Here is a 17,231-nt window from a genome sequence, read left to right on the forward strand (position 1 = left end):
AGTTTTTGTCGATGATGGAAAAGCCCGATGTCGATCACGTTGAAGGCTTGAGCCCGGCGATTTCCATCGAACAAAAATCCACATCGCACAACCCGCGCTCCACCGTCGGCACCATCACCGAAATCTATGATTACTTGCGCCTGCTCTACGCGCGCGTGGGCGAAGCGCGCTGCCCGGAGCACGGCGTTCCCCTGACCGCACAAACTATCAGCGAGATGGTGGATACAACCCTGGCATTGCCTGAAGGTACTAAATTAATGCTGCTGGCGCCGGTCATACGCGACCGCAAAGGCGAGCACCTGCATGTGTTTGAACAGCTCAAGCGCGATGGTTTTATCCGCGCTCGCATCGACGGTATTCTTTGCGATCTGGACGATACACCCAAGCTCGATAAGAAAAAGAAACACACCGTTGAGGTGGTTATCGACCGCTTTAAGGTGCGCGAAGATTTGAAGCTGCGCTTGTCTGAATCTTTTGAGACAGCGTTGAACTTATCGGAAGGTATCGCCTGTATTAATTATATGGATGGCGAAGCACCTGACCGCTTATTTTCGTCCAAACACGCCTGTCCGATTTGCGATTACAGCCTCACCGAACTCGAACCGCGCCTCTTCTCCTTTAACAATCCCGCCGGCGCTTGCCCGACTTGCGACGGATTAGGCGTACATCAATTTTTTGATGAAGACAAAGTCATTCAGGATACGGCGCTGAGCCTATCTGAAGGTGCGATTCGCGGCTGGGACAAACGTAACGTCTACTACTTCCATATGCTCGCCTCGCTCGCCAAACACTATGCGTTTGATGTGAATACGCCTTGGGCAAAACTCAAAGCCAAACAGCGCGATGCGGTGCTTTACGGATCGGGCGAAGAAATTATTGAATTCAATTACATCAATGATCGCGGCGATGTGTACAAACGCAGCCACAGTTTTGAAGGCGTACTGACCAATATGGAGCGCCGCTATCGCGATACCGAATCCAACTCGGTACGCGAAGACCTGACCAAATTTTTATCCAGCCAGCCCTGCCCGGAATGTGAAGGCACACGCTTGCGGATTGAAGCGCGCAATGTGTTTATCGATGAGCGCCCACTGCCCAAAATCACCGAAATGCCCGTCGCCGATGCCTACGACTACTATATGAAGCTGGCGTTTACTGGCCGCAAAGCTGGCATCGCGGATAAGATCCTCAAAGAACTGCGCGACCGCTTCCGCTTTTTGGTGGATGTCGGCTTGAACTACCTGACACTCAACCGCAGCGCTGAAACTCTTTCTGGCGGAGAAGCCCAGCGTATTCGCCTAGCCAGCCAAATCGGCGCCGGCTTGGTGGGCGTTATGTACATCCTTGATGAGCCGTCCATCGGACTGCATCAACGCGACAACGAACGCTTGCTCAAAACGCTTACGCATCTGCGCGATATCGGCAATACCGTAATTGTCGTTGAACACGACGAAGATGCAATTCGCCAAGCGGATCATGTCATCGATATCGGCCCAGGGGCAGGTGTGCACGGCGGACAAGTTATCGCGCAAGGCAATGTAAAAGCCATCATGGCGAATAAAGATTCGATTACCGGCCAGTACCTGAGCGGCGCAAAATCCATCGCCATTCCCGAGAAGCGTCATCCGTTCGATAAGAAGCAGATGCTGCGCCTCATCGGAGCCAAAGGTAATAACCTGCAGAATGTAACGCTGGAAATCCCGGTGGGGTTAATGACGTGTGTAACGGGCGTGTCTGGCTCAGGCAAATCGACATTGATCAATGCGACCTTGCACCCACTGGCAGCAACTGCACTAAACGGAGCAACCACACTCACACCTGCGCCTTACGACTCAATCGAAGGCATGGACTTATTTGATAAGTGCGTAGATATCGACCAAAGCCCTATAGGCCGCACACCGCGCTCCAATCCTGCGACCTATACCGGTATTTTCACACCTATACGCGAATTATTTGCCGGCACCCAGGAATCACGCTCGCGCGGCTATCAACCTGGTCGCTTCAGTTTCAACGTCAAAGGCGGCCGCTGCGAAGCCTGCCAAGGCGACGGGGTCACCAAAGTAGAAATGCATTTCCTGCCTGATGTCTATGTGCCCTGTGATGTTTGCAAAGGCAAACGCTACAACCGCGAAACACTGGATGTGAAGTACAAAGGCAAAAATATCAACGAAGTGCTAGGAATGACTATCGAAGATGCGCGAGCTTTTTTCGATGCAGTACCCGCCATCGCCAATAAATTACAAACCCTGATCGACGTTGGGCTTTCGTATATTTGCTTGGGGCAATCGGCTACGACATTGTCGGGCGGAGAAGCTCAGCGGGTAAAACTGGCGAAAGAATTGTCCAAGCGCGACACAGGCAAAACACTTTATATCTTGGATGAGCCCACCACTGGTTTGCATTTCTACGACATCCAACAACTACTCAATGTACTACATCGTCTGCGCAATCACGGCAATACAGTAGTGGTAATCGAACATAACTTGGACGTGATTAAAACAGCAGACTGGGTGGTAGATTTAGGGCCAGAAGGCGGCAGTGGTGGAGGTCAAATTATTGCGACGGGAACACCGGAAGATATCGCGCAACTGGAAAATTCGCACACTGGACGATTCCTTGCTCCTATGCTCAAGGTAACTACTAGAAAGCCAAAACCAACCAAGGCAAAAAAAGCCTAGCGCAGCAAAAAGGAAAATAGGGGCTTTGCTTCCTGCAAGCCCCGTTGCTTCCTGCGTGGGCAAACCGATCATCGTGATCGGACGGCATCCTGCCTTCTGTCTTCACCTTCCTGGATAAGTCTCATCCTAAAACTTAATCCTCTAATCAGCACATCCTGTCCTGACTAGCATCCCTGTACTGCTATTTTAGCGATTTGCCGTCCACAAGAAAGTCGGCAATTGCTGAAAGTTTTGTGCGACATTGACCATAGGCATCAATGTAAAAACATTTACCAATAGACACAAAGATAGCTTCAGGCAACCAAAAAATCATTTAGGACCCTCAGCCGAAAAAACAAAAAAGGCCAAGCACCTCTGCTTGGCCTCTTTGTTGGAACCGGTAACGACTTATTCTGCGTCTACAGCAGCTTCAAGAGCTTTAGGTGGGCGCTCAACCAACTCAACATAAGCCATTGGCGCTTTATCTCCAGAGCGGAAACCACATTTCAAAATACGAACGTAGCCACCTGGACGAGTGTTATAACGTGGACCAAGTTGGCTGAACAACTTACCTACAGCTTCTTTGTTGTTCAAGCGTGCGAATGCCAAACGACGGTTAGCAACGCTGTCTACTTTAGCCAACGTGATCAAAGGTTCTGCAAAACGACGCAGCTCTTTTGCTTTTGGCAAAGTAGTTTTAATCAATTCATGCTCAACCAAAGAAATAACCATGTTACGGAACATAGCTTTACGGTGAGAAGCATTACGGCCTAATTGACGACCAGTTAATTTATGACGCATGGCAAATTTCCTTCAAAATGGATTGCTAACAGCAATCTCGTTAATCACCCGCACCGAAGTGAGTTCACGGGCGAACTAATAATAAAAAATCATGGGCAAATATCGATAACCTGATACTTGCCCATGATTTCATGGTTTCTAGTCGTTTCTCAAACTGGCTGGAGGCCAATTTTCCAGACGCATACCGAGCGACAGACCGCGCGAAGCTAGTACATCTTTGATTTCGGTAAGAGATTTTTTACCCAAGTTTGGTGTTTTCAACAGCTCAACTTCAGTGCGCTGAATCAAATCACCAATGTAGTAAATATTTTCCGCTTTCAAGCAGTTTGCCGAGCGAACAGTAAGCTCAAGGTCATCAACAGGGCGCAAGAGAATCGGATCAATAGCCTCTTCTTTTTGCTCTGGAGCTGATTGTTTTTCACCTTCGAGGTCAACAAACACAGCAAGCTGTTGCTGCAGAATGGTTGCTGCACGACGGATAGCTTCTTCAGGATCAATGGTACCGTTGGTTTCCAGATCTAAAATCAACTTATCCAAGTCAGTACGTTGCTCAACACGAGCACTTTCAACACTGTAAGCCAAACGCTTAACCGGGCTGAAGGATGCATCCAACTGCAAACGACCAATTGCACGGCTTTCATCATCATCACGACGACGACTATCAGCTGGCTGATAACCGCGACCGCGAGCAATGGTCAAGCGCATTTTCAATTCAGTATTGCCGGTGATATTCGCAATGATATGATCAGGATTTTTAATCTCCACATCATGATCAACTTGAATATCAGCAGCAGTAACAACGCCTGGGCCTTTTTTGGTTAGGGTAAGAACCGCATGATCCTTACCGTGCATAATTACTGCAACACCTTTGAGATTAAGGAGGATTTCAATTACATCCTCACGAACACCTTCAATAGCGCTGTACTCGTGCAATACACCTTCAATTTCCACTTCAGTAATGGCACAACCGGCCATTGACGAAAGCAGAATACGACGCAATGCATTGCCTAAAGTATGTCCAAAGCCACGCTCCAGAGGCTCCAACACCACGCGAGCGCGGGTTGGACCACTTTCTGAAACATCGATATGACGCGGAGTTAAAAATTCGTTTACTGCAGTCTGCATAGCCACACCTGTTAGCGGTTCGTCCCTTACTTGGAGTAAAGCTCGACGATGAGGTTCTCGTTGATGTCAGCAGGTAAATCAATGCGATCAGGAACGCGCTTGAATACGCCTTCTTTTTTCTCGCTATTTACATCAACCCACTCAACATTGCTGCGCTGACCAGCCAAATTCAATGCGTTTTGAACACGCAATTGCTTTTTGGCTTTTTCACGCACAGCAACTACATCACCAGCACCCACTTGGAAAGAAGCAACATTAACAGTTTTGCCGTTAACGCTAATTGCCTTGTGCGATACCAATTGACGTGATTCTGCGCGGGTGGAACCAAAACCCATGCGGTACACAACGTTATCCAGACGGCACTCCAGCAGTTTCAACAAGTTTTCACCGCTTGCGCCTTTACGACGAGCAGCTTCTTTGTAATAACCACGGAATTGCTTTTCCAAGATGCCGTAAATACGACGAACTTTTTGCTTTTCCCGCAGCTGCACACCATAGTCTGACAAGCGACCACGACGCTGGCCATGCTGGCCTGGAGCAGTTTCAATTTTGCATTTTGAGTCTAACGCACGCGCACCACTTTTCAGAAAAAGATCAGTGCCTTCACGGCGAGACAGCTTACATGTAGGTCCAATATAACGAGCCATTTTCTACTCCCCCTTATACGCGACGTTTCTTCGGCGGACGACAGCCGTTGTGAGGAATCGGCGTAACGTCAGTAATGTTAGTGATTTTATAACCAACATTGTTAAGTGCACGAACAGCAGATTCGCGACCTGGGCCTGGGCCCTTAACTTCGACGTCGAGGTTTTTCAAACCATATTCTTTTGCCGCTTCACCAGCACGCTCAGCAGCGACCTGAGCAGCAAAAGGAGTACTTTTACGTGAACCACGGAAACCAGAACCACCGGAGGTTGCCCAAGCAAGTGCATTGCCTTGACGATCAGTGATAGTCACGATGGTATTGTTAAAAGAGGCGTGGATGTGCGCTACGCCATCAATCACCGTCTTTTTAACTTTTTTCTTGGCTGTGGTTTTATTACTTGGCTTCGCCATAGCAATTTCTTCCTACTAATTTGTTACCGTAAGTGAATGAAAGTCGTAAGCAAGAATTACTTCTTAATAGGCTTACGTGGGCCTTTACGGGTACGAGCGTTCGTTTTGGTGCGTTGACCACGAAGCGGTAAGCCACGGCGATGGCGCAGGCCACGGTAGCATCCCAAATCCATCAAGCGCTTAATATTCATAGATATTACACGACGCAAGTCACCCTCTACGGTGCGCTTAGCAACCTCAGCACGAATAGCATCCATCTGGTCTTCTGACAAAGTGCCGATTTTTACATCTTCAGCAATGCCAGTAGCAGCACAGATTTGCTTGGCTGTGGTACGGCCAATCCCATATACATAAGTCAATGAGATAACGGCGTGTTTGTTATCTGGTATGTTTACACCAGCAATACGAGCCATTCAAATTACTCCAGTAACACATAAATTGCAGCGTTGACGGCGTAAGCGCCACCCTCGCCCCTGAACAAAAGGCGCGCAGAATAGCCGCAAATACACCATAAAGCAATAGCCGGGCAATTTCTTACCCGACGACAGTCAACACCCCCAGTTGGCAATACTTAATATCATCGACACTCAAAAGAACAGGCAGGGAACCACAGAGTGGCGCACCTGCCTGGATCTCGACGCCGAAGAGTTAAGTATTAGCCTTGACGCTGCTTGTGGCGTGGCTCAACGTTGCAGATTACACGCAGAACACCGTTGCGACGTACCATTTTGCAGTTGCGACAAATCTTTTTAACAGAAGCACGAACTTTCATGATTCAACCTCAATATCTCGGATTAGCGCGCGTTACCGCTACCATATCCTTTCAAATTTGACTTCTTCATCAATGATTCATATTGATGAGACATCAAGTGTGCTTGGACCTGAGACATAAAATCCATCACCACAACTACTACAATCAATAGTGACGTTCCACCCAAGTAGAATGGCACACCAGTGGCAACTACTAAGAACTCAGGCAACAAGCAAACTGCCGACATATAGATAGCACCAACCACAGTTAAGCGAGTGAGAACACTATCAATATATTTAGCGGAATGCTCACCGGGACGAATACCCGGGATGTAAGCACCCGACTTTTTCAAGTTATCCGCCACTTCTTTCGGATTAAACATTAATGCCGTGTAGAAGAAACAGAAGAACGTTATTAGGCCAGCAAAAAACAAAATATAAAGAGGCTGACCTGGGCCAAGGTTAAGCGCTATTTCCTGCAGCATTTCGTTTACTACACCCTCACCACCCTGCCCAAACCATTGGGCAATCGATGCAGGGAATAACAAAATACTACTGGCAAAAATCGCAGGAATTACACCAGCCATGTTAATTTTTAACGGCAGGTGACTACTTTGTGCAGCATAACCTTGACGACCTTGTTGACGCTTGGCGTAGTTGATTGTAATGCGGCGTTGGCCACGCTCAATACGAACTACAAACCAGATAACAGCGATGGCAAGAATACTGACAATTAACAGGGCAATTATATGAAGGTCACCTTGTCTTGCACTCTCAAACGCTTGGCCTATCGCACTGGGCATACCGGCAACAATACCAGCAAAGATCAGCATGGAAATGCCATTACCAATACCACGCTCGGTAACCTGCTCTCCTAACCACATCATAAATACTGCACCGGTCACCAAAGAAACCACTGCAATAAAGTAGTATGAAAAGCTAGGCTCTCCGCCAAACGCATAGGAGGAAAAACTTACCGCCATCGCTAACGCCTGAACACTTGCCAAAACTACCGTGAAGTAGCGGGTGTACTGGTTGATTTTACGGCGACCAGCATCACCTTCTTTTTTCAATTGCTCCAATGAAGGAGTAACTGCCGTTAGCAACTGCATAATAATCGATGCAGAAATGTAAGGCATGATACCTAATGCGAGAATACTCATCCGCTCCAAGGCTCCACCAGAGAACATGTTAAACATGCCTAAGATAGTCCCTTGATTTTGATTAAACAGATTTGCAATTCGCTCTGGATCTAAACCTGGCACTGGTATGTGAGTACCAATACGATAAATCACTATTGCCAGAAACAAAAAGCGTAAGCGAGCCCATAGCTCGCTCAAGCCTCTTTGATTTGCTAATGGCAGATTACCTGGAGTTGCCATTCGCGCCTCGTTACTCTTCTACTGTTCCGCCAGCGGCTTCAATCGCTGTTTTCGCACCTTTAGATACTGATAGGCCCTTAACAGTGACAGCTTTTTTGACTTCGCCTGAAGCGAAAATCTTTACACGTTTGATTACAGAGCTAATCAAACCTGCTTGTTTCAGAGTCTCGATATCAACAATTGAACCTTCAACAGCATTCAACTCTGACAGGCGAATTTCTGCGGAAACCAAACCAATACGGGAGGTGAAACCGTATTTAGGTAAACGGATTTGCAAAGGCATTTGACCGCCTTCAAAACCTGGTCTCACAGAACCGCCGGAGCGAGATTTCAAACCTTTGTGACCACGACCGGCAGTCTTGCCAAGACCACTACCGATACCGCGACCAACACGTTTTTTTGCATGAGTACTGCCCGGTGCCGGGCTAAGGGTATTCAGACGCATCTTATTCTCCCTCTACCTTAACCAGATAGTTAACTACGTTAATCATGCCACGAACTGAGGGAGTATCTTCTACTTCAACAGTGTGACGGATGCGACGCAAGCCAAGGCCTCTAACGCAGGCCTTGTGGCTCTCCAGACGATGAGCAGTGCTCTTGATCTGGGTCACTTTAATCATTTTCTTAGACATGGTGAATTCCGCCTTCTAGTAATCGACCAAGTCGATTAGTTCAGAATATCTTCAACACTTTTACCGCGTTTGGCAGCAACTGCTTCCGGAGAAGTCATTTCTTTCAATGCGTTAAAAGTGGCGCGAACTACGTTAACCGGATTGGTAGAGCCGTAGCACTTGGACAGAACGTTCTGAATACCAGCGATTTCCAGCACGGCGCGCATAGCACCGCCTGCGATTACGCCAGTACCTTGCGAAGCTGGTTGCATGTAAACTTTTGAAGCACCATGAGCACCTTTGGTTGGGTACTGAATGGTATCGCCATTCAACTCAACACTGATCATGTTGCGACGTGCAGCTTCCATCGCTTTTTGAATTGCGATAGGCACTTCGCGCGCCTTACCGCGACCAAAGCCAACTTTGCCATTACCATCACCGACAACAGTCAGTGCAGTAAATTGAAAGATACGACCACCCTTAACAGTTTTAGCAACACGATTAACTTGAACTAATTTTTCTTGCAAGCCTTCGTTGTTGTCTTCTTCTTTCTTAGCGTATGCCATATCTCACCTTTAGAATTCCAGTCCGCCTTCACGAGCAGCGTCAGCAAGTGCTTTGACACGGCCATGGTATTTGAAACCACTGCGATCAAATGCGACTTGAGTAACACCAGCTGCTTTAGCGCGCTCTGCAATCAGAGCGCCGACAGCTTTGGCTGCATCAGCGTTGCCAGTTTTGCCACTGCGTAAATCTTTGTCCAGAGTAGAAGCGCTTGCCAATACTTTTGCACCGTCACCAGAGATCAACTGTGCATAAATATGACGCGGAGTACGATGGATAGATAAACGCGTAACACCTAATTCACGAATCTTGGCGCGGGCACGGCGTGCACGGCGAAGACGGGTTTGCTTCTTATCGCTCATATCCTAGCCCTACTTCTTCTTAGCTTCTTTACGAAGTACTACTTCGTCCGAATAACGAATACCTTTGCCTTTGTAGGGCTCCGGCTCACGATATGCACGGATTTCAGCGGCGACCTGGCCAAGCAATTGCTTATCAGTGCCTTTCAGTACTATTTCGGTCTGACTTGGGGTTTCTACGGTAACGCCTGCAGGGAGAACGTAATTAACCGGATGAGAAAGACCCACAGACAGGTTTACAGTATTGCCTTCTGCTTTAACACGATAACCAACGCCAACCAGAGTCAGCTTCTTTTCGAAGCCCTGGGTAACACCGCGAACCATGTTATTAACTAGCGCACGGGTAGTGCCTGCTAGCGCATCTGACTGCTTGGCACCATCGCGCGGAGCAAAAGTAAGTACGTTGTTATCGTGCTTAACTTCTACGCTCGCGTGAACTTGCAGCGCCAATGTACCTTTGCTGCCTTTAACGGACAGAGACTGTCCGTTAAGAGTGACAGTCACTGCAGCAGGTACTTCAACCGGACTTTTTGCAACTCGTGACATGACGATTTCCCAATTAGAATACTGTGCAGAGGACTTCGCCACCCACGCCAGCGGCGCGTGCAGCACGATCAGTCATTACACCTTTACTGGTAGAAACAATTGCGATACCCAAACCACCGCGAACGGTTGGCAGCGCCGCCTTACCAGCATAATTACGCAAGCCAGGACGGCTTACACGGTCAAGCTCTACAATAACTGGCTTGCCTTCAAAGTATTTCAGGTCAACAGTCAGCTCTTGCTTGGCGCCTTCACTGATTGAAAAACCATTAATGTAACCCTCATCAGAGAGTACTTTCGCCACGCTTACTTTCAATTTTGAAGAAGGCATGGTTACAGCTGCTTTACCCACGTTTTGCGCGTTGCGAATACGTGTCAGCATATCTGCCATTGGATCTTGCATGCTCATCAGATTCTGCTCCTAAAATTAAGCCGAGGCTTACCAGCTGGCCTTAACCAAGCCGGGGACATCACCACGCATGGCTGCTTCGCGCAACTTGTGACGGCACAGGCCGAATTTGCGGTAAACACCATGAGGACGACCAGTCACACGGCAACGATTACGTTGACGAGATGCGCTGGCATCGCGAGGCATTTTTTGCAGTTTGATTTGCGCTTCCCATACTTGCTCTTCAGTAGATGAAGGGCTAACGATAGTCGCTTTCAATTCTGCGCGCTTGGCAGCAAATTTTTTCACGGTTTCTGCACGTTTAACTTCGCGTGCAATCATAGATTTCTTAGCCATGACGTCACCTTAACCTTTGAAAGGGAAGTTAAATGCTTTCAACAGCGCGCGACCTTCTTCGTCGGTGCGAGCAGTAGTGGTGATACAAATATCCAAACCACGCAAACGATCTACTTTGTCGTAGTCGATTTCCGGGAAAATAATTTGTTCAGTCACACCCATTGAAAAGTTACCGCGTCCATCAAATTGCTTTGGACTAATACCGCGGAAATCGCGAATACGCGGAATCGCGATAGTAATCAAACGGTCTAAAAATTCGTACATACGATCTGAACGCAGAGTTACTTTGCAACCAATTGGCCAATCTTCACGGATTTTAAAACCCGCAATGGATTTGCGCGCATTGGTAACAACCACTTTCTGACCAGCAATTTTCACCAGATCGTTAACGGCGTTATCAAGAATTTTCTTGTCGCCGGTTGCTTCGCCAACACCCATATTCAGAGTGATTTTGGTAATGCGTGGAACTTCCATCACATTTGCCAAGCCCAACTCAGCTTTGAGTTTAGGGGCGAGTTCTTTAACGTAAAGCTCTTTTAACCTAGCCATGTTTCATTACGCCCCTAGGGTTTCGCCATTGGATTTGAAAACGCGAACTTTGTCGCCATTCTCAAGCACTTTGAAACCTACGCGGTCAGCTTTCTTTGTTGCCGGATTGTAGATGGCAACATTTGAAGCATGAATCGCAGCTTCTTTTTCAACGATTCCACCAGCAACGCCCAATTGTGGGTTAGGTTTTTGGTGCTTCTTGATCATGTTGATGCCGCTTACGATCAAACGATCTTCGGCCAATACGCGAACTACTTTACCGCGCTTGCCCTTGTCACGTCCGGCGACAACAATCACTTCGTCATCACGTTTAATTTTACGCATTTATCTGCCCTCGACTCTTTAGCGTAAAGTGCTTACAGCACTTCAGGAGCCAAAGAAATGATTTTCATAAATTTCTCGCCACGCAACTCACGAGTCACGGGTCCGAAAATACGGGTACCAATCGGAGCATCTTGGTTATTCAGCAGTACGGCAGCATTATCGTCAAACTTGATTAATGAACCGTCTTGACGACGCACGCCTTTTTTGGTGCGTACAACAACTGCCTTCATTACTTGGCCTTTCTTCACCTTGCCGCGAGGAATTGCTTCCTTAACGGTCACTTTGATGATGTCACCAACCGCCGCATAGCGACGGTGAGAGCCGCCAAGAACCTTGATGCACATGACACGGCGAGCACCGCTGTTGTCAGCAACATCTAAGTAGCTTTCTGTTTGAATCATCGTCCGTCTCCGAAACTGACTTACAAAAGCGCGGAAGTCTTAGACTTCTGAAGCGCGCTCTTCTATTTTCACTAAAGACCAGGTCTTGGTTTTCGACAGGGGACGCGACTCAGAAACAGTCACTATATCGCCAGTCTTGCACTCGTTATTTTCATCGTGAGCATGAAGCTTGGATGATTTAGTAGAGTACTTGCCATAAAGCTCATGCTTTACACGACGCTCAATCAACACGGTGATGGTTTTATCCATCTTATCGCTGACAACTTTGCCAGTCAGTGTACGAGCCACTTTAGTTTCTTGAGTCATCGTTACTTACCTGCCTTTTGACTAAGCGCCGTCTTGATGCGAGCGATGTCTTTGCGAGCTTGCGTAAGCAAGTGCGATTGGTTCAATTGACCAGTTGAAGCTTGCAAACGCAGCTTGAACTGCTCTTTCAATTGTTCCAACAAGACGCCATTCAGCTCTTCGACGGATTTTTCGCGGAGTTCTGAAGCTTTCATCACATCACCGAACGTTTAACAAATGTTGTTGTAATTGGCAATTTAGCCGCAGCAAGAGCGAAGGCTTCACGAGCTAATTCCTCGCTTACACCGTCCATCTCATAAAGAACCTTGCCAGGACGAATTTGCGCTACCCAGTATTCAACACCACCTTTACCGCTACCCATACGAACTTCGAGTGGTTTAGCTGTAATCGGCTTATCGGGGAACACACGGATCCAGATTTTACCGCCACGCTTAACGTGACGAGTCATCGCACGACGTGCTGCTTCGATTTGACGCGCAGTAATGCGACCGCGACCAGTTGCTTTCAAGCCAAAATCACCAAAGCTAACTTTGGAGCCACGCTGGGCCAGACCGCGGTTGCGGCCTTTCATCTGCTTGCGAAACTTTGTACGCTTAGGTTGTAACATGATGCGTACCCCTTACTTGGATTTAGCGGCTTTTTTCTTGGACGCTGCTTCGGTTTCAGTAACGTCACCGATAACTTCGCCTTTGAAAATCCACACTTTCACACCAATGATACCGTAGGTGGTGCTCGCTTCTGCTGTTGCATAATCGATGTCTGCACGCAAAGTGTGCAGAGGTACACGACCTTCGCGATACCACTCACTACGAGCGATTTCGGCACCACCCAAGCGGCCACCCACTTGGATTTTGATACCTTCAGCACCTTGACGCATTGCGTTTTGTACCGCGCGCTTCATCGCACGACGGAACATTACACGACGCTCTAATTGCTGAGCCACGCCTTGTGCCACTAAAGCTGCATCCAAATCGGGCTTGCGAATCTCTTCAATATTAATATGAACAGGCACGCCCATTTGCTTGCTTACTTCAGCGCGCAACTTATCAACATCTTCGCCTTTTTTACCGATCACAATACCTGGACGGGCAGTATGAATGGTAATGCGCGCAGTATTAGCGGGGCGTTCAATATCAACGCGGCTAACTGACGCACTAGCAAGCTTGTCTTGAATGTACGCACGTACTTTCAAGTCGATGTTGAGTTTGTCTGCGTAATCGGTGCCATCGGCATACCAAATAGAAGTATGCTTTTTGATGATCCCCAGACGAATACCGTTTGGATGTACTTTCTGACCCATAACGCGCTCTCTTACTTATCGGCTACTTTAACGGTGATATGACAAGTACGTTTGGTAATACGATCAGCACGGCCTTTGGCACGTGGCTTAATGCGCTTCAGGCTTACACCCTCATCCACAAAAATCGTTTTTACTTTCAACTCATCAACATCAGCGCCTTCGTTGTGCTCGGCATTTGCAATTGCAGATTCGAGCACTTTCTTGATGATCTCTGCGCCTTTCTTGGTGCTAAAAGCCAGGATATCAAGCGCGTCTTCAACGCCTTTACCGCGAATTTGATCAGCAACCAAACGCGCTTTTTGCGCCGACAGACGAGCACCGCTTAATTTTGCTGCTACTTCCATCGTATACCTCGATTAGCGTTTTTTCGCTTTCTTATCAGCGGCGTGACCGCGATAAGTGCGAGTTGCTGCAAATTCGCCAAGCTTATGGCCAACCATTTCTTCGTTAACCAAGACCGGAACATGCTGACGCCCATTGTGCACAGCCAAAGTCAAACCCACCATTTCCGGCATAATCATGGAACGGCGCGACCAAGTCTTAATTGGACGACGATCATTACTCGCGATCGCAGCTTCGACCTTCTTAATCAGGTGAAGATCGATAAAAGGACCTTTTTTCAGTGAACGTGGCACTGTCTCTTCCTCTATTCAGCTGTTAAGTCGGCGCTTATTTCTTATCGCGACGACGAACAATCATGTTATCGGTGCGCTTGTTTTTGCGCGTTTTGTAACCCTTGGTTGGAGTACCCCATGGTGAAACTGGGTGACGTCCGCCAGAAGTACGGCCTTCACCACCACCCATTGGGTGATCTACCGGGTTCATCGCAACACCGCGAACAGTAGGACGAATGCCAAGCCAACGTTTGGCGCCAGCCTTGCCCAATGAACGCAAATTGTGCTCACTGTTAGAGACTTCACCCAGAGTTGCGCGACAATCACTCAACACTTTACGCATTTCACCGCTGCGCAAACGCAAAGTTGCGTAAGCACCATCGCGCGCCACTAACTGAGCCGAAGCACCAGCAGAACGAGCAATCTGAGCACCTTTACCAGGCTTAAGCTCAACACAGTGAATTACACTACCCAACGGGATGTTACGGATTGGCAGAGCATTACCTGGCTTGATAGCCGCAGCATTACCCGACTCAATTTTGTCACCAGCGCTCAAACCTTTGGGCGCAATGATGTAGCGACGCTCACCATCTGCATAACATACGAGAGCAATATAAGCAGTACGGTTTGGATCGTACTCAATGCGCTCGACAGTTGCAGGGATGCCGTCTTTATTACGACGGAAATCAACTACACGGTAATGTTGTTTATGGCCGCCACCAACATGGCGAGTAGTAATGCGACCGGTATTGTTACGACCACCTGACTTGGACTTTTTGTCCAACAGAGGAGCGTAAGGATCACCCTTGTACAAATCCGGATTGACAACTTTTACTACAAAGCGGCGACCTGGAGAGGTTGGTTTACATTTTACAATTGGCATTGCAACAATCCCCTTACTCAGCTACCGCAAAGTCGATTTCTTGACCTTGCTCAAGACGTACATACGCTTTTTTCCAATCGCTTCTCTTGCCGATTCCGTAGCGTGTACGCTTGGTTTTGCCTTTAACGTTCAATACATTTACTGATTCAACTTTAGCGTTGAACAATGCTTGAACTGCGGCTTTAATTTCCACTTTATTAGCATCAGCCAATACTTTGAAAACCACTTGGTTACTAGTCTCACCGGCTGCAGCTGACTTCTCAGAAACCACAGGACCTAGCAACACTTTATAAATGCGTTCTTGGTTCATCCCAGGATCTCCTCGAATTTTTTCAGAGCAGGAACAGTAACGATTACCTTGTCAAAACCGATAAGACTTACAGGATCAACACCCTGCACATCGATCACACCAACCTTGTACAGGTTGCGCGATGCAAGAAACAAGTTTTCACTCATCTCTTCGGTAATAATCAAAGCATCAGTCAAATTAAATTGAGCCAGCTTTTGAACTAAAGATTTGGTTTTTGGCGCATCCACATCAAAGCTTTCAACCACAATCAAACGATCCTGACGATTCAACTCGGACAGGATGCACTGCAACGCAGCGCGGTACATTTTCTTGTTAAGTTTTTGCTCGAAATTACGTGGCTTAGCAGCAAAAGTAGCACCACCACCACGCCAAATTGGACTGCGGATAGTACCCGCACGTGCGCGACCGGTACCCTTTTGACGCCAAGGCTTTTTGCCACCGCCAGACACTTCAGCGCGGGTTTTTTGCGCTTTAGTACCTTGACGAGCACCAGCCATGTAGGCAACAACGGTTTGGTGAACCAGGTCTTGATTAAACTCTCTACCGAAGGCAACTTCAGATACAGAAACTGTACCTTGGGCACCACCGGGACTAACAATTTTTAATTCCATGGTCGATTCCCCTCGGATACTTAACCGTTAGTGCGCGCTTTAACAGCAGGACGCACAATAACGTCGCCACCTGGAGCACCAGGAATAGCACCCTTAACAAGAAGCAGATTGCGCTCAGCATCGACACGGACAATCTCAAGGTTTTGAACGGTTACGCGCTCAGCACCCATATGACCAGCCATTTTCTTGCCTTTGAATACGCGACCTGGAGATTGACACTGGCCGATAGAACCCAGTACACGGTGCGAACGGGAGTTACCGTGAGTCGCATCTTGCATACCGAAATTCCAGCGTTTAATACCGCCAGCAAAACCTTTACCTTTAGATGTGCCAGTAACATCAATTATTTGACCTGCAGAGAAAGACTCAACAGTAATTGTTGCACCAACTTCGAAAGCTTCTTGAGCTTCGTTACGCAATTCCCAAACACCGCGACCCGCCTCAACATTAGCTTTGGCAAAGTGACCGGCTTCGGACTTGGTAACACGGGAGGCACGACGAGCACCAATAGTTACCTGCACAGCAGAGTAGCCATCAGTGTCTACGCATTTAACCTGAGTGATGCGATTAGGCTCAACCTCAATCACAGAGACAGGAATGGAAACACCATCATCGGTAAATACACGAGTCATACCGCTTTTGCGGCCGACAATACCAATCGTCATTTTACTAACCTCTATAGTGTACGGGGCTTTTACCCGCTATGGCCGCCCATTTCAGAGCGTTACACAGTTCGGACACCCAGTGCGCCCGAACCTTAAACATTTACTTAGCCGAGACTAATTTGAACTTCAACACCAGCAGCCAGATCCAGCTTCATAAGTGCATCAACAGTTTTTTCAGTAGGCTCAACAATATCCAGCAAACGCTTATGTGTACGGATCTCGTATTGATCACGCGCGTCTTTATTGACGTGCGGAGAAATCAATACAGTGAAGCGCTCTTTACGAGTCGGCAGCGGAATCGGACCGCGCACTTGAGCACCTGTACGCTTTGCTGTTTCAACGATCTCTTGGGTAGAGGCGTCAATAAGCTTGTGATCAAAAGCCTTCAGGCGAATTCTAATGCGTTGATTCTGCATGTGAACCAAACTCCAATTGTTTGTTTTAAAGAACTTCCAGTGCGCAAGGATAAAAGTACCCCGGCAAAAGGAGGCGCAATTCTAAGGGCGACTTAGTGACCTGTCAACAAATAAACAGCATATTTGCGATTATTTGATCAAACACTTTGCTCCACCCGGATAAATAAAAAGCGGGCCACATGGGCCCGCTTTTTAACAGTCGATATTACTGAAGGATTTTGGCAACAACACCAGCACCAACAGTACGACCACCTTCACG

29 protein-coding genes are annotated in these 17,231 nt (G+C 47.8%); 1 reads left to right on the plus strand and 28 read right to left on the minus strand.

Going from position 1 to position 17,231, the window contains the following annotated elements:
- Nucleotides 1–2,678 (plus strand): excinuclease ABC subunit UvrA (uvrA, locus tag ACWA6V_RS04630; RefSeq protein ID WP_449521406.1); only part of this gene is annotated, 2,678 nt, incomplete at its 5' end.
- A 387-nt stretch (nucleotides 2,679–3,065) separates the two neighbouring features.
- On the opposite strand, the gene rplQ is transcribed toward uvrA, so the two are convergent.
- From rplQ to rpsJ, 28 genes are all read right to left on the minus strand, one after another.
- A complete protein-coding gene (rplQ, locus tag ACWA6V_RS04635; protein WP_449521407.1) occupies nucleotides 3,066–3,458 on the minus strand; it encodes a 50S ribosomal protein L17 in 393 nt (130 codons plus the stop codon).
- Between the two features lie 138 nt (nucleotides 3,459–3,596).
- Entirely contained in the window at nucleotides 3,597–4,583 is a 987-nt protein-coding gene (locus ACWA6V_RS04640; RefSeq protein WP_449521408.1) for a DNA-directed RNA polymerase subunit alpha, read from the minus strand.
- A 26-nt stretch (nucleotides 4,584–4,609) separates the two neighbouring features.
- The gene (gene rpsD, locus ACWA6V_RS04645; RefSeq protein ID WP_133684982.1) at nucleotides 4,610–5,230 is read right to left on the minus strand and encodes a 30S ribosomal protein S4; all 621 of its coding nucleotides are present in this window, start codon (nucleotides 5,228–5,230) and stop codon (nucleotides 4,610–4,612) included.
- Between the two features lie 13 nt (nucleotides 5,231–5,243).
- Complete coding sequence (rpsK, locus tag ACWA6V_RS04650; RefSeq protein WP_062059529.1) at nucleotides 5,244–5,639, minus strand: 30S ribosomal protein S11; 396 nt, start codon at nucleotides 5,637–5,639, stop codon at nucleotides 5,244–5,246.
- A gap of 56 nt (nucleotides 5,640–5,695) precedes the next feature.
- Nucleotides 5,696–6,052 carry a 30S ribosomal protein S13 gene (rpsM, locus tag ACWA6V_RS04655; protein WP_310073208.1) on the minus strand — a complete coding sequence of 119 codons (357 nt, stop codon included), beginning with the start codon at nucleotides 6,050–6,052 and terminating at the stop codon, nucleotides 5,696–5,698.
- 242 nt (nucleotides 6,053–6,294) lie between these two features.
- Nucleotides 6,295–6,411: a 50S ribosomal protein L36 gene (gene rpmJ / locus ACWA6V_RS04660; protein WP_039912586.1), complete on the minus strand. Its 117-nt coding sequence runs from the start codon at nucleotides 6,409–6,411 to the stop codon at nucleotides 6,295–6,297.
- Between the two features lie 22 nt (nucleotides 6,412–6,433).
- The gene (gene secY, locus ACWA6V_RS04665; protein ID WP_449521409.1) at nucleotides 6,434–7,771 is read right to left on the minus strand and encodes a preprotein translocase subunit SecY; all 1,338 of its coding nucleotides are present in this window, start codon (nucleotides 7,769–7,771) and stop codon (nucleotides 6,434–6,436) included.
- 10 nt (nucleotides 7,772–7,781) lie between these two features.
- Nucleotides 7,782–8,216 carry a 50S ribosomal protein L15 gene (rplO, locus tag ACWA6V_RS04670; protein ID WP_449521410.1) on the minus strand — a complete coding sequence of 145 codons (435 nt, stop codon included), beginning with the start codon at nucleotides 8,214–8,216 and terminating at the stop codon, nucleotides 7,782–7,784.
- A gap of 1 nt (nucleotide 8,217) precedes the next feature.
- A complete protein-coding gene (rpmD, locus tag ACWA6V_RS04675) occupies nucleotides 8,218–8,403 on the minus strand; it encodes a 50S ribosomal protein L30 (protein ID WP_133684979.1) in 186 nt (61 codons plus the stop codon).
- Nucleotides 8,404–8,438: 35 nt separating this feature from the next.
- Nucleotides 8,439–8,948 carry a 30S ribosomal protein S5 gene (rpsE, locus tag ACWA6V_RS04680; RefSeq protein ID WP_062059518.1) on the minus strand — a complete coding sequence of 170 codons (510 nt, stop codon included), beginning with the start codon at nucleotides 8,946–8,948 and terminating at the stop codon, nucleotides 8,439–8,441.
- A 9-nt stretch (nucleotides 8,949–8,957) separates the two neighbouring features.
- Nucleotides 8,958–9,308, minus strand: coding sequence for a 50S ribosomal protein L18 (gene rplR, locus ACWA6V_RS04685; RefSeq protein WP_062059515.1), 351 nt, complete (start codon nucleotides 9,306–9,308; stop codon nucleotides 8,958–8,960).
- 9 nt (nucleotides 9,309–9,317) lie between these two features.
- Nucleotides 9,318–9,851: a 50S ribosomal protein L6 gene (gene rplF / locus ACWA6V_RS04690; protein WP_310073228.1), complete on the minus strand. Its 534-nt coding sequence runs from the start codon at nucleotides 9,849–9,851 to the stop codon at nucleotides 9,318–9,320.
- A gap of 13 nt (nucleotides 9,852–9,864) precedes the next feature.
- Nucleotides 9,865–10,257 carry a 30S ribosomal protein S8 gene (gene rpsH / locus ACWA6V_RS04695; RefSeq protein ID WP_133684976.1) on the minus strand — a complete coding sequence of 131 codons (393 nt, stop codon included), beginning with the start codon at nucleotides 10,255–10,257 and terminating at the stop codon, nucleotides 9,865–9,867.
- Between the two features lie 30 nt (nucleotides 10,258–10,287).
- The gene (rpsN, locus tag ACWA6V_RS04700) at nucleotides 10,288–10,593 is read right to left on the minus strand and encodes a 30S ribosomal protein S14 (RefSeq protein ID WP_007644484.1); all 306 of its coding nucleotides are present in this window, start codon (nucleotides 10,591–10,593) and stop codon (nucleotides 10,288–10,290) included.
- Between the two features lie 9 nt (nucleotides 10,594–10,602).
- Entirely contained in the window at nucleotides 10,603–11,142 is a 540-nt protein-coding gene (gene rplE / locus ACWA6V_RS04705; protein WP_062059501.1) for a 50S ribosomal protein L5, read from the minus strand.
- Nucleotides 11,143–11,148: 6 nt separating this feature from the next.
- Nucleotides 11,149–11,466 (minus strand): 50S ribosomal protein L24, encoded by a 318-nt coding sequence (gene rplX / locus ACWA6V_RS04710; RefSeq protein WP_062059499.1) that lies wholly within the window; start codon nucleotides 11,464–11,466, stop codon nucleotides 11,149–11,151.
- A gap of 32 nt (nucleotides 11,467–11,498) precedes the next feature.
- Nucleotides 11,499–11,867 (minus strand): 50S ribosomal protein L14, encoded by a 369-nt coding sequence (rplN, locus tag ACWA6V_RS04715; protein WP_007644480.1) that lies wholly within the window; start codon nucleotides 11,865–11,867, stop codon nucleotides 11,499–11,501.
- Nucleotides 11,868–11,906: 39 nt separating this feature from the next.
- Nucleotides 11,907–12,173: a 30S ribosomal protein S17 gene (rpsQ, locus tag ACWA6V_RS04720; protein ID WP_310073241.1), complete on the minus strand. Its 267-nt coding sequence runs from the start codon at nucleotides 12,171–12,173 to the stop codon at nucleotides 11,907–11,909.
- Between the two features lie 2 nt (nucleotides 12,174–12,175).
- Nucleotides 12,176–12,367 (minus strand): 50S ribosomal protein L29, encoded by a 192-nt coding sequence (rpmC, locus tag ACWA6V_RS04725; RefSeq protein WP_310073243.1) that lies wholly within the window; start codon nucleotides 12,365–12,367, stop codon nucleotides 12,176–12,178.
- Complete coding sequence (gene rplP / locus ACWA6V_RS04730) at nucleotides 12,367–12,780, minus strand: 50S ribosomal protein L16 (protein WP_039912571.1); 414 nt, start codon at nucleotides 12,778–12,780, stop codon at nucleotides 12,367–12,369. The genes rpmC and rplP overlap by 1 nt, the downstream gene beginning before the upstream one ends.
- Nucleotides 12,781–12,792: 12 nt before the next feature.
- A complete protein-coding gene (rpsC, locus tag ACWA6V_RS04735; RefSeq protein WP_078045161.1) occupies nucleotides 12,793–13,473 on the minus strand; it encodes a 30S ribosomal protein S3 in 681 nt (226 codons plus the stop codon).
- Nucleotides 13,474–13,484: 11 nt separating this feature from the next.
- Complete coding sequence (gene rplV / locus ACWA6V_RS04740) at nucleotides 13,485–13,817, minus strand: 50S ribosomal protein L22 (RefSeq protein ID WP_007644463.1); 333 nt, start codon at nucleotides 13,815–13,817, stop codon at nucleotides 13,485–13,487.
- Between the two features lie 12 nt (nucleotides 13,818–13,829).
- Entirely contained in the window at nucleotides 13,830–14,108 is a 279-nt protein-coding gene (rpsS, locus tag ACWA6V_RS04745) for a 30S ribosomal protein S19 (RefSeq protein ID WP_039912567.1), read from the minus strand.
- Between the two features lie 34 nt (nucleotides 14,109–14,142).
- A complete protein-coding gene (rplB, locus tag ACWA6V_RS04750) occupies nucleotides 14,143–14,970 on the minus strand; it encodes a 50S ribosomal protein L2 (protein ID WP_310073252.1) in 828 nt (275 codons plus the stop codon).
- Between the two features lie 13 nt (nucleotides 14,971–14,983).
- Complete coding sequence (gene rplW / locus ACWA6V_RS04755; RefSeq protein WP_310073254.1) at nucleotides 14,984–15,280, minus strand: 50S ribosomal protein L23; 297 nt, start codon at nucleotides 15,278–15,280, stop codon at nucleotides 14,984–14,986.
- Nucleotides 15,277–15,891, minus strand: a complete 615-nt coding sequence (gene rplD, locus ACWA6V_RS04760; protein ID WP_062059487.1) for a 50S ribosomal protein L4 — start codon at nucleotides 15,889–15,891, stop codon at nucleotides 15,277–15,279. Before rplD ends, rplW begins: the two co-directional genes overlap by 4 nt.
- 20 nt (nucleotides 15,892–15,911) lie before the next feature.
- The gene (gene rplC, locus ACWA6V_RS04765) at nucleotides 15,912–16,556 is read right to left on the minus strand and encodes a 50S ribosomal protein L3 (RefSeq protein WP_449521411.1); all 645 of its coding nucleotides are present in this window, start codon (nucleotides 16,554–16,556) and stop codon (nucleotides 15,912–15,914) included.
- 104 nt (nucleotides 16,557–16,660) lie between these two features.
- The gene (gene rpsJ, locus ACWA6V_RS04770; RefSeq protein WP_007644456.1) at nucleotides 16,661–16,972 is read right to left on the minus strand and encodes a 30S ribosomal protein S10; all 312 of its coding nucleotides are present in this window, start codon (nucleotides 16,970–16,972) and stop codon (nucleotides 16,661–16,663) included.
- Between the last annotated feature and the right edge of the window lie 259 nt (nucleotides 16,973–17,231).

It is taken from the genome of Cellvibrio sp. (assembly GCF_053579595.1).

Excerpts from the sequence above, each read along its gene's own strand:
- rplQ (WP_449521407.1), bottom strand. The coding sequence starts at position 3,458 with ATGCGTCATAAATTAACTGGTCGTCAATTAGGCCGTAATGCTTCTCAC.
- ACWA6V_RS04640 (WP_449521408.1), bottom strand. The coding sequence starts at position 4,583 with ATGCAGACTGCAGTAAACGAATTTTTAACTCCGCGTCATATCGATGTT.
- rpsD (WP_133684982.1), bottom strand. The coding sequence starts at position 5,230 with ATGGCTCGTTATATTGGACCTACATGTAAGCTGTCTCGCCGTGAAGGC.
- rpsK (WP_062059529.1), bottom strand. The coding sequence starts at position 5,639 with ATGGCGAAGCCAAGTAATAAAACCACAGCCAAGAAAAAAGTTAAAAAG.
- rpsM (WP_310073208.1), bottom strand. The coding sequence starts at position 6,052 with ATGGCTCGTATTGCTGGTGTAAACATACCAGATAACAAACACGCCGTT.
- rpmJ (WP_039912586.1), bottom strand. The coding sequence starts at position 6,411 with ATGAAAGTTCGTGCTTCTGTTAAAAAGATTTGTCGCAACTGCAAAATG.
- secY (WP_449521409.1), bottom strand. The coding sequence starts at position 7,771 with ATGGCAACTCCAGGTAATCTGCCATTAGCAAATCAAAGAGGCTTGAGC.
- rplO (WP_449521410.1), bottom strand. The coding sequence starts at position 8,216 with ATGCGTCTGAATACCCTTAGCCCGGCACCGGGCAGTACTCATGCAAAA.
- rpmD (WP_133684979.1), bottom strand. The coding sequence starts at position 8,403 with ATGTCTAAGAAAATGATTAAAGTGACCCAGATCAAGAGCACTGCTCAT.
- rpsE (WP_062059518.1), bottom strand. The coding sequence starts at position 8,948 with ATGGCATACGCTAAGAAAGAAGAAGACAACAACGAAGGCTTGCAAGAA.
- rplR (WP_062059515.1), bottom strand. The coding sequence starts at position 9,308 with ATGAGCGATAAGAAGCAAACCCGTCTTCGCCGTGCACGCCGTGCCCGC.
- rplF (WP_310073228.1), bottom strand. The coding sequence starts at position 9,851 with ATGTCACGAGTTGCAAAAAGTCCGGTTGAAGTACCTGCTGCAGTGACT.
- rpsH (WP_133684976.1), bottom strand. The coding sequence starts at position 10,257 with ATGAGCATGCAAGATCCAATGGCAGATATGCTGACACGTATTCGCAAC.
- rpsN (WP_007644484.1), bottom strand. The coding sequence starts at position 10,593 with ATGGCTAAGAAATCTATGATTGCACGCGAAGTTAAACGTGCAGAAACC.
- rplE (WP_062059501.1), bottom strand. The coding sequence starts at position 11,142 with ATGGCTAGGTTAAAAGAGCTTTACGTTAAAGAACTCGCCCCTAAACTC.
- rplX (WP_062059499.1), bottom strand. The coding sequence starts at position 11,466 with ATGCGTAAAATTAAACGTGATGACGAAGTGATTGTTGTCGCCGGACGT.
- rplN (WP_007644480.1), bottom strand. The coding sequence starts at position 11,867 with ATGATTCAAACAGAAAGCTACTTAGATGTTGCTGACAACAGCGGTGCT.
- rpsQ (WP_310073241.1), bottom strand. The coding sequence starts at position 12,173 with ATGACTCAAGAAACTAAAGTGGCTCGTACACTGACTGGCAAAGTTGTC.
- rpmC (WP_310073243.1), bottom strand. The coding sequence starts at position 12,367 with ATGAAAGCTTCAGAACTCCGCGAAAAATCCGTCGAAGAGCTGAATGGC.
- rplP (WP_039912571.1), bottom strand. The coding sequence starts at position 12,780 with ATGTTACAACCTAAGCGTACAAAGTTTCGCAAGCAGATGAAAGGCCGC.
- rpsC (WP_078045161.1), bottom strand. The coding sequence starts at position 13,473 with ATGGGTCAGAAAGTACATCCAAACGGTATTCGTCTGGGGATCATCAAA.
- rplV (WP_007644463.1), bottom strand. The coding sequence starts at position 13,817 with ATGGAAGTAGCAGCAAAATTAAGCGGTGCTCGTCTGTCGGCGCAAAAA.
- rplB (WP_310073252.1), bottom strand. The coding sequence starts at position 14,970 with ATGCCAATTGTAAAATGTAAACCAACCTCTCCAGGTCGCCGCTTTGTA.
- rplW (WP_310073254.1), bottom strand. The coding sequence starts at position 15,280 with ATGAACCAAGAACGCATTTATAAAGTGTTGCTAGGTCCTGTGGTTTCT.
- rplD (WP_062059487.1), bottom strand. The coding sequence starts at position 15,891 with ATGGAATTAAAAATTGTTAGTCCCGGTGGTGCCCAAGGTACAGTTTCT.
- rplC (WP_449521411.1), bottom strand. The coding sequence starts at position 16,556 with ATGACGATTGGTATTGTCGGCCGCAAAAGCGGTATGACTCGTGTATTT.
- rpsJ (WP_007644456.1), bottom strand. The coding sequence starts at position 16,972 with ATGCAGAATCAACGCATTAGAATTCGCCTGAAGGCTTTTGATCACAAG.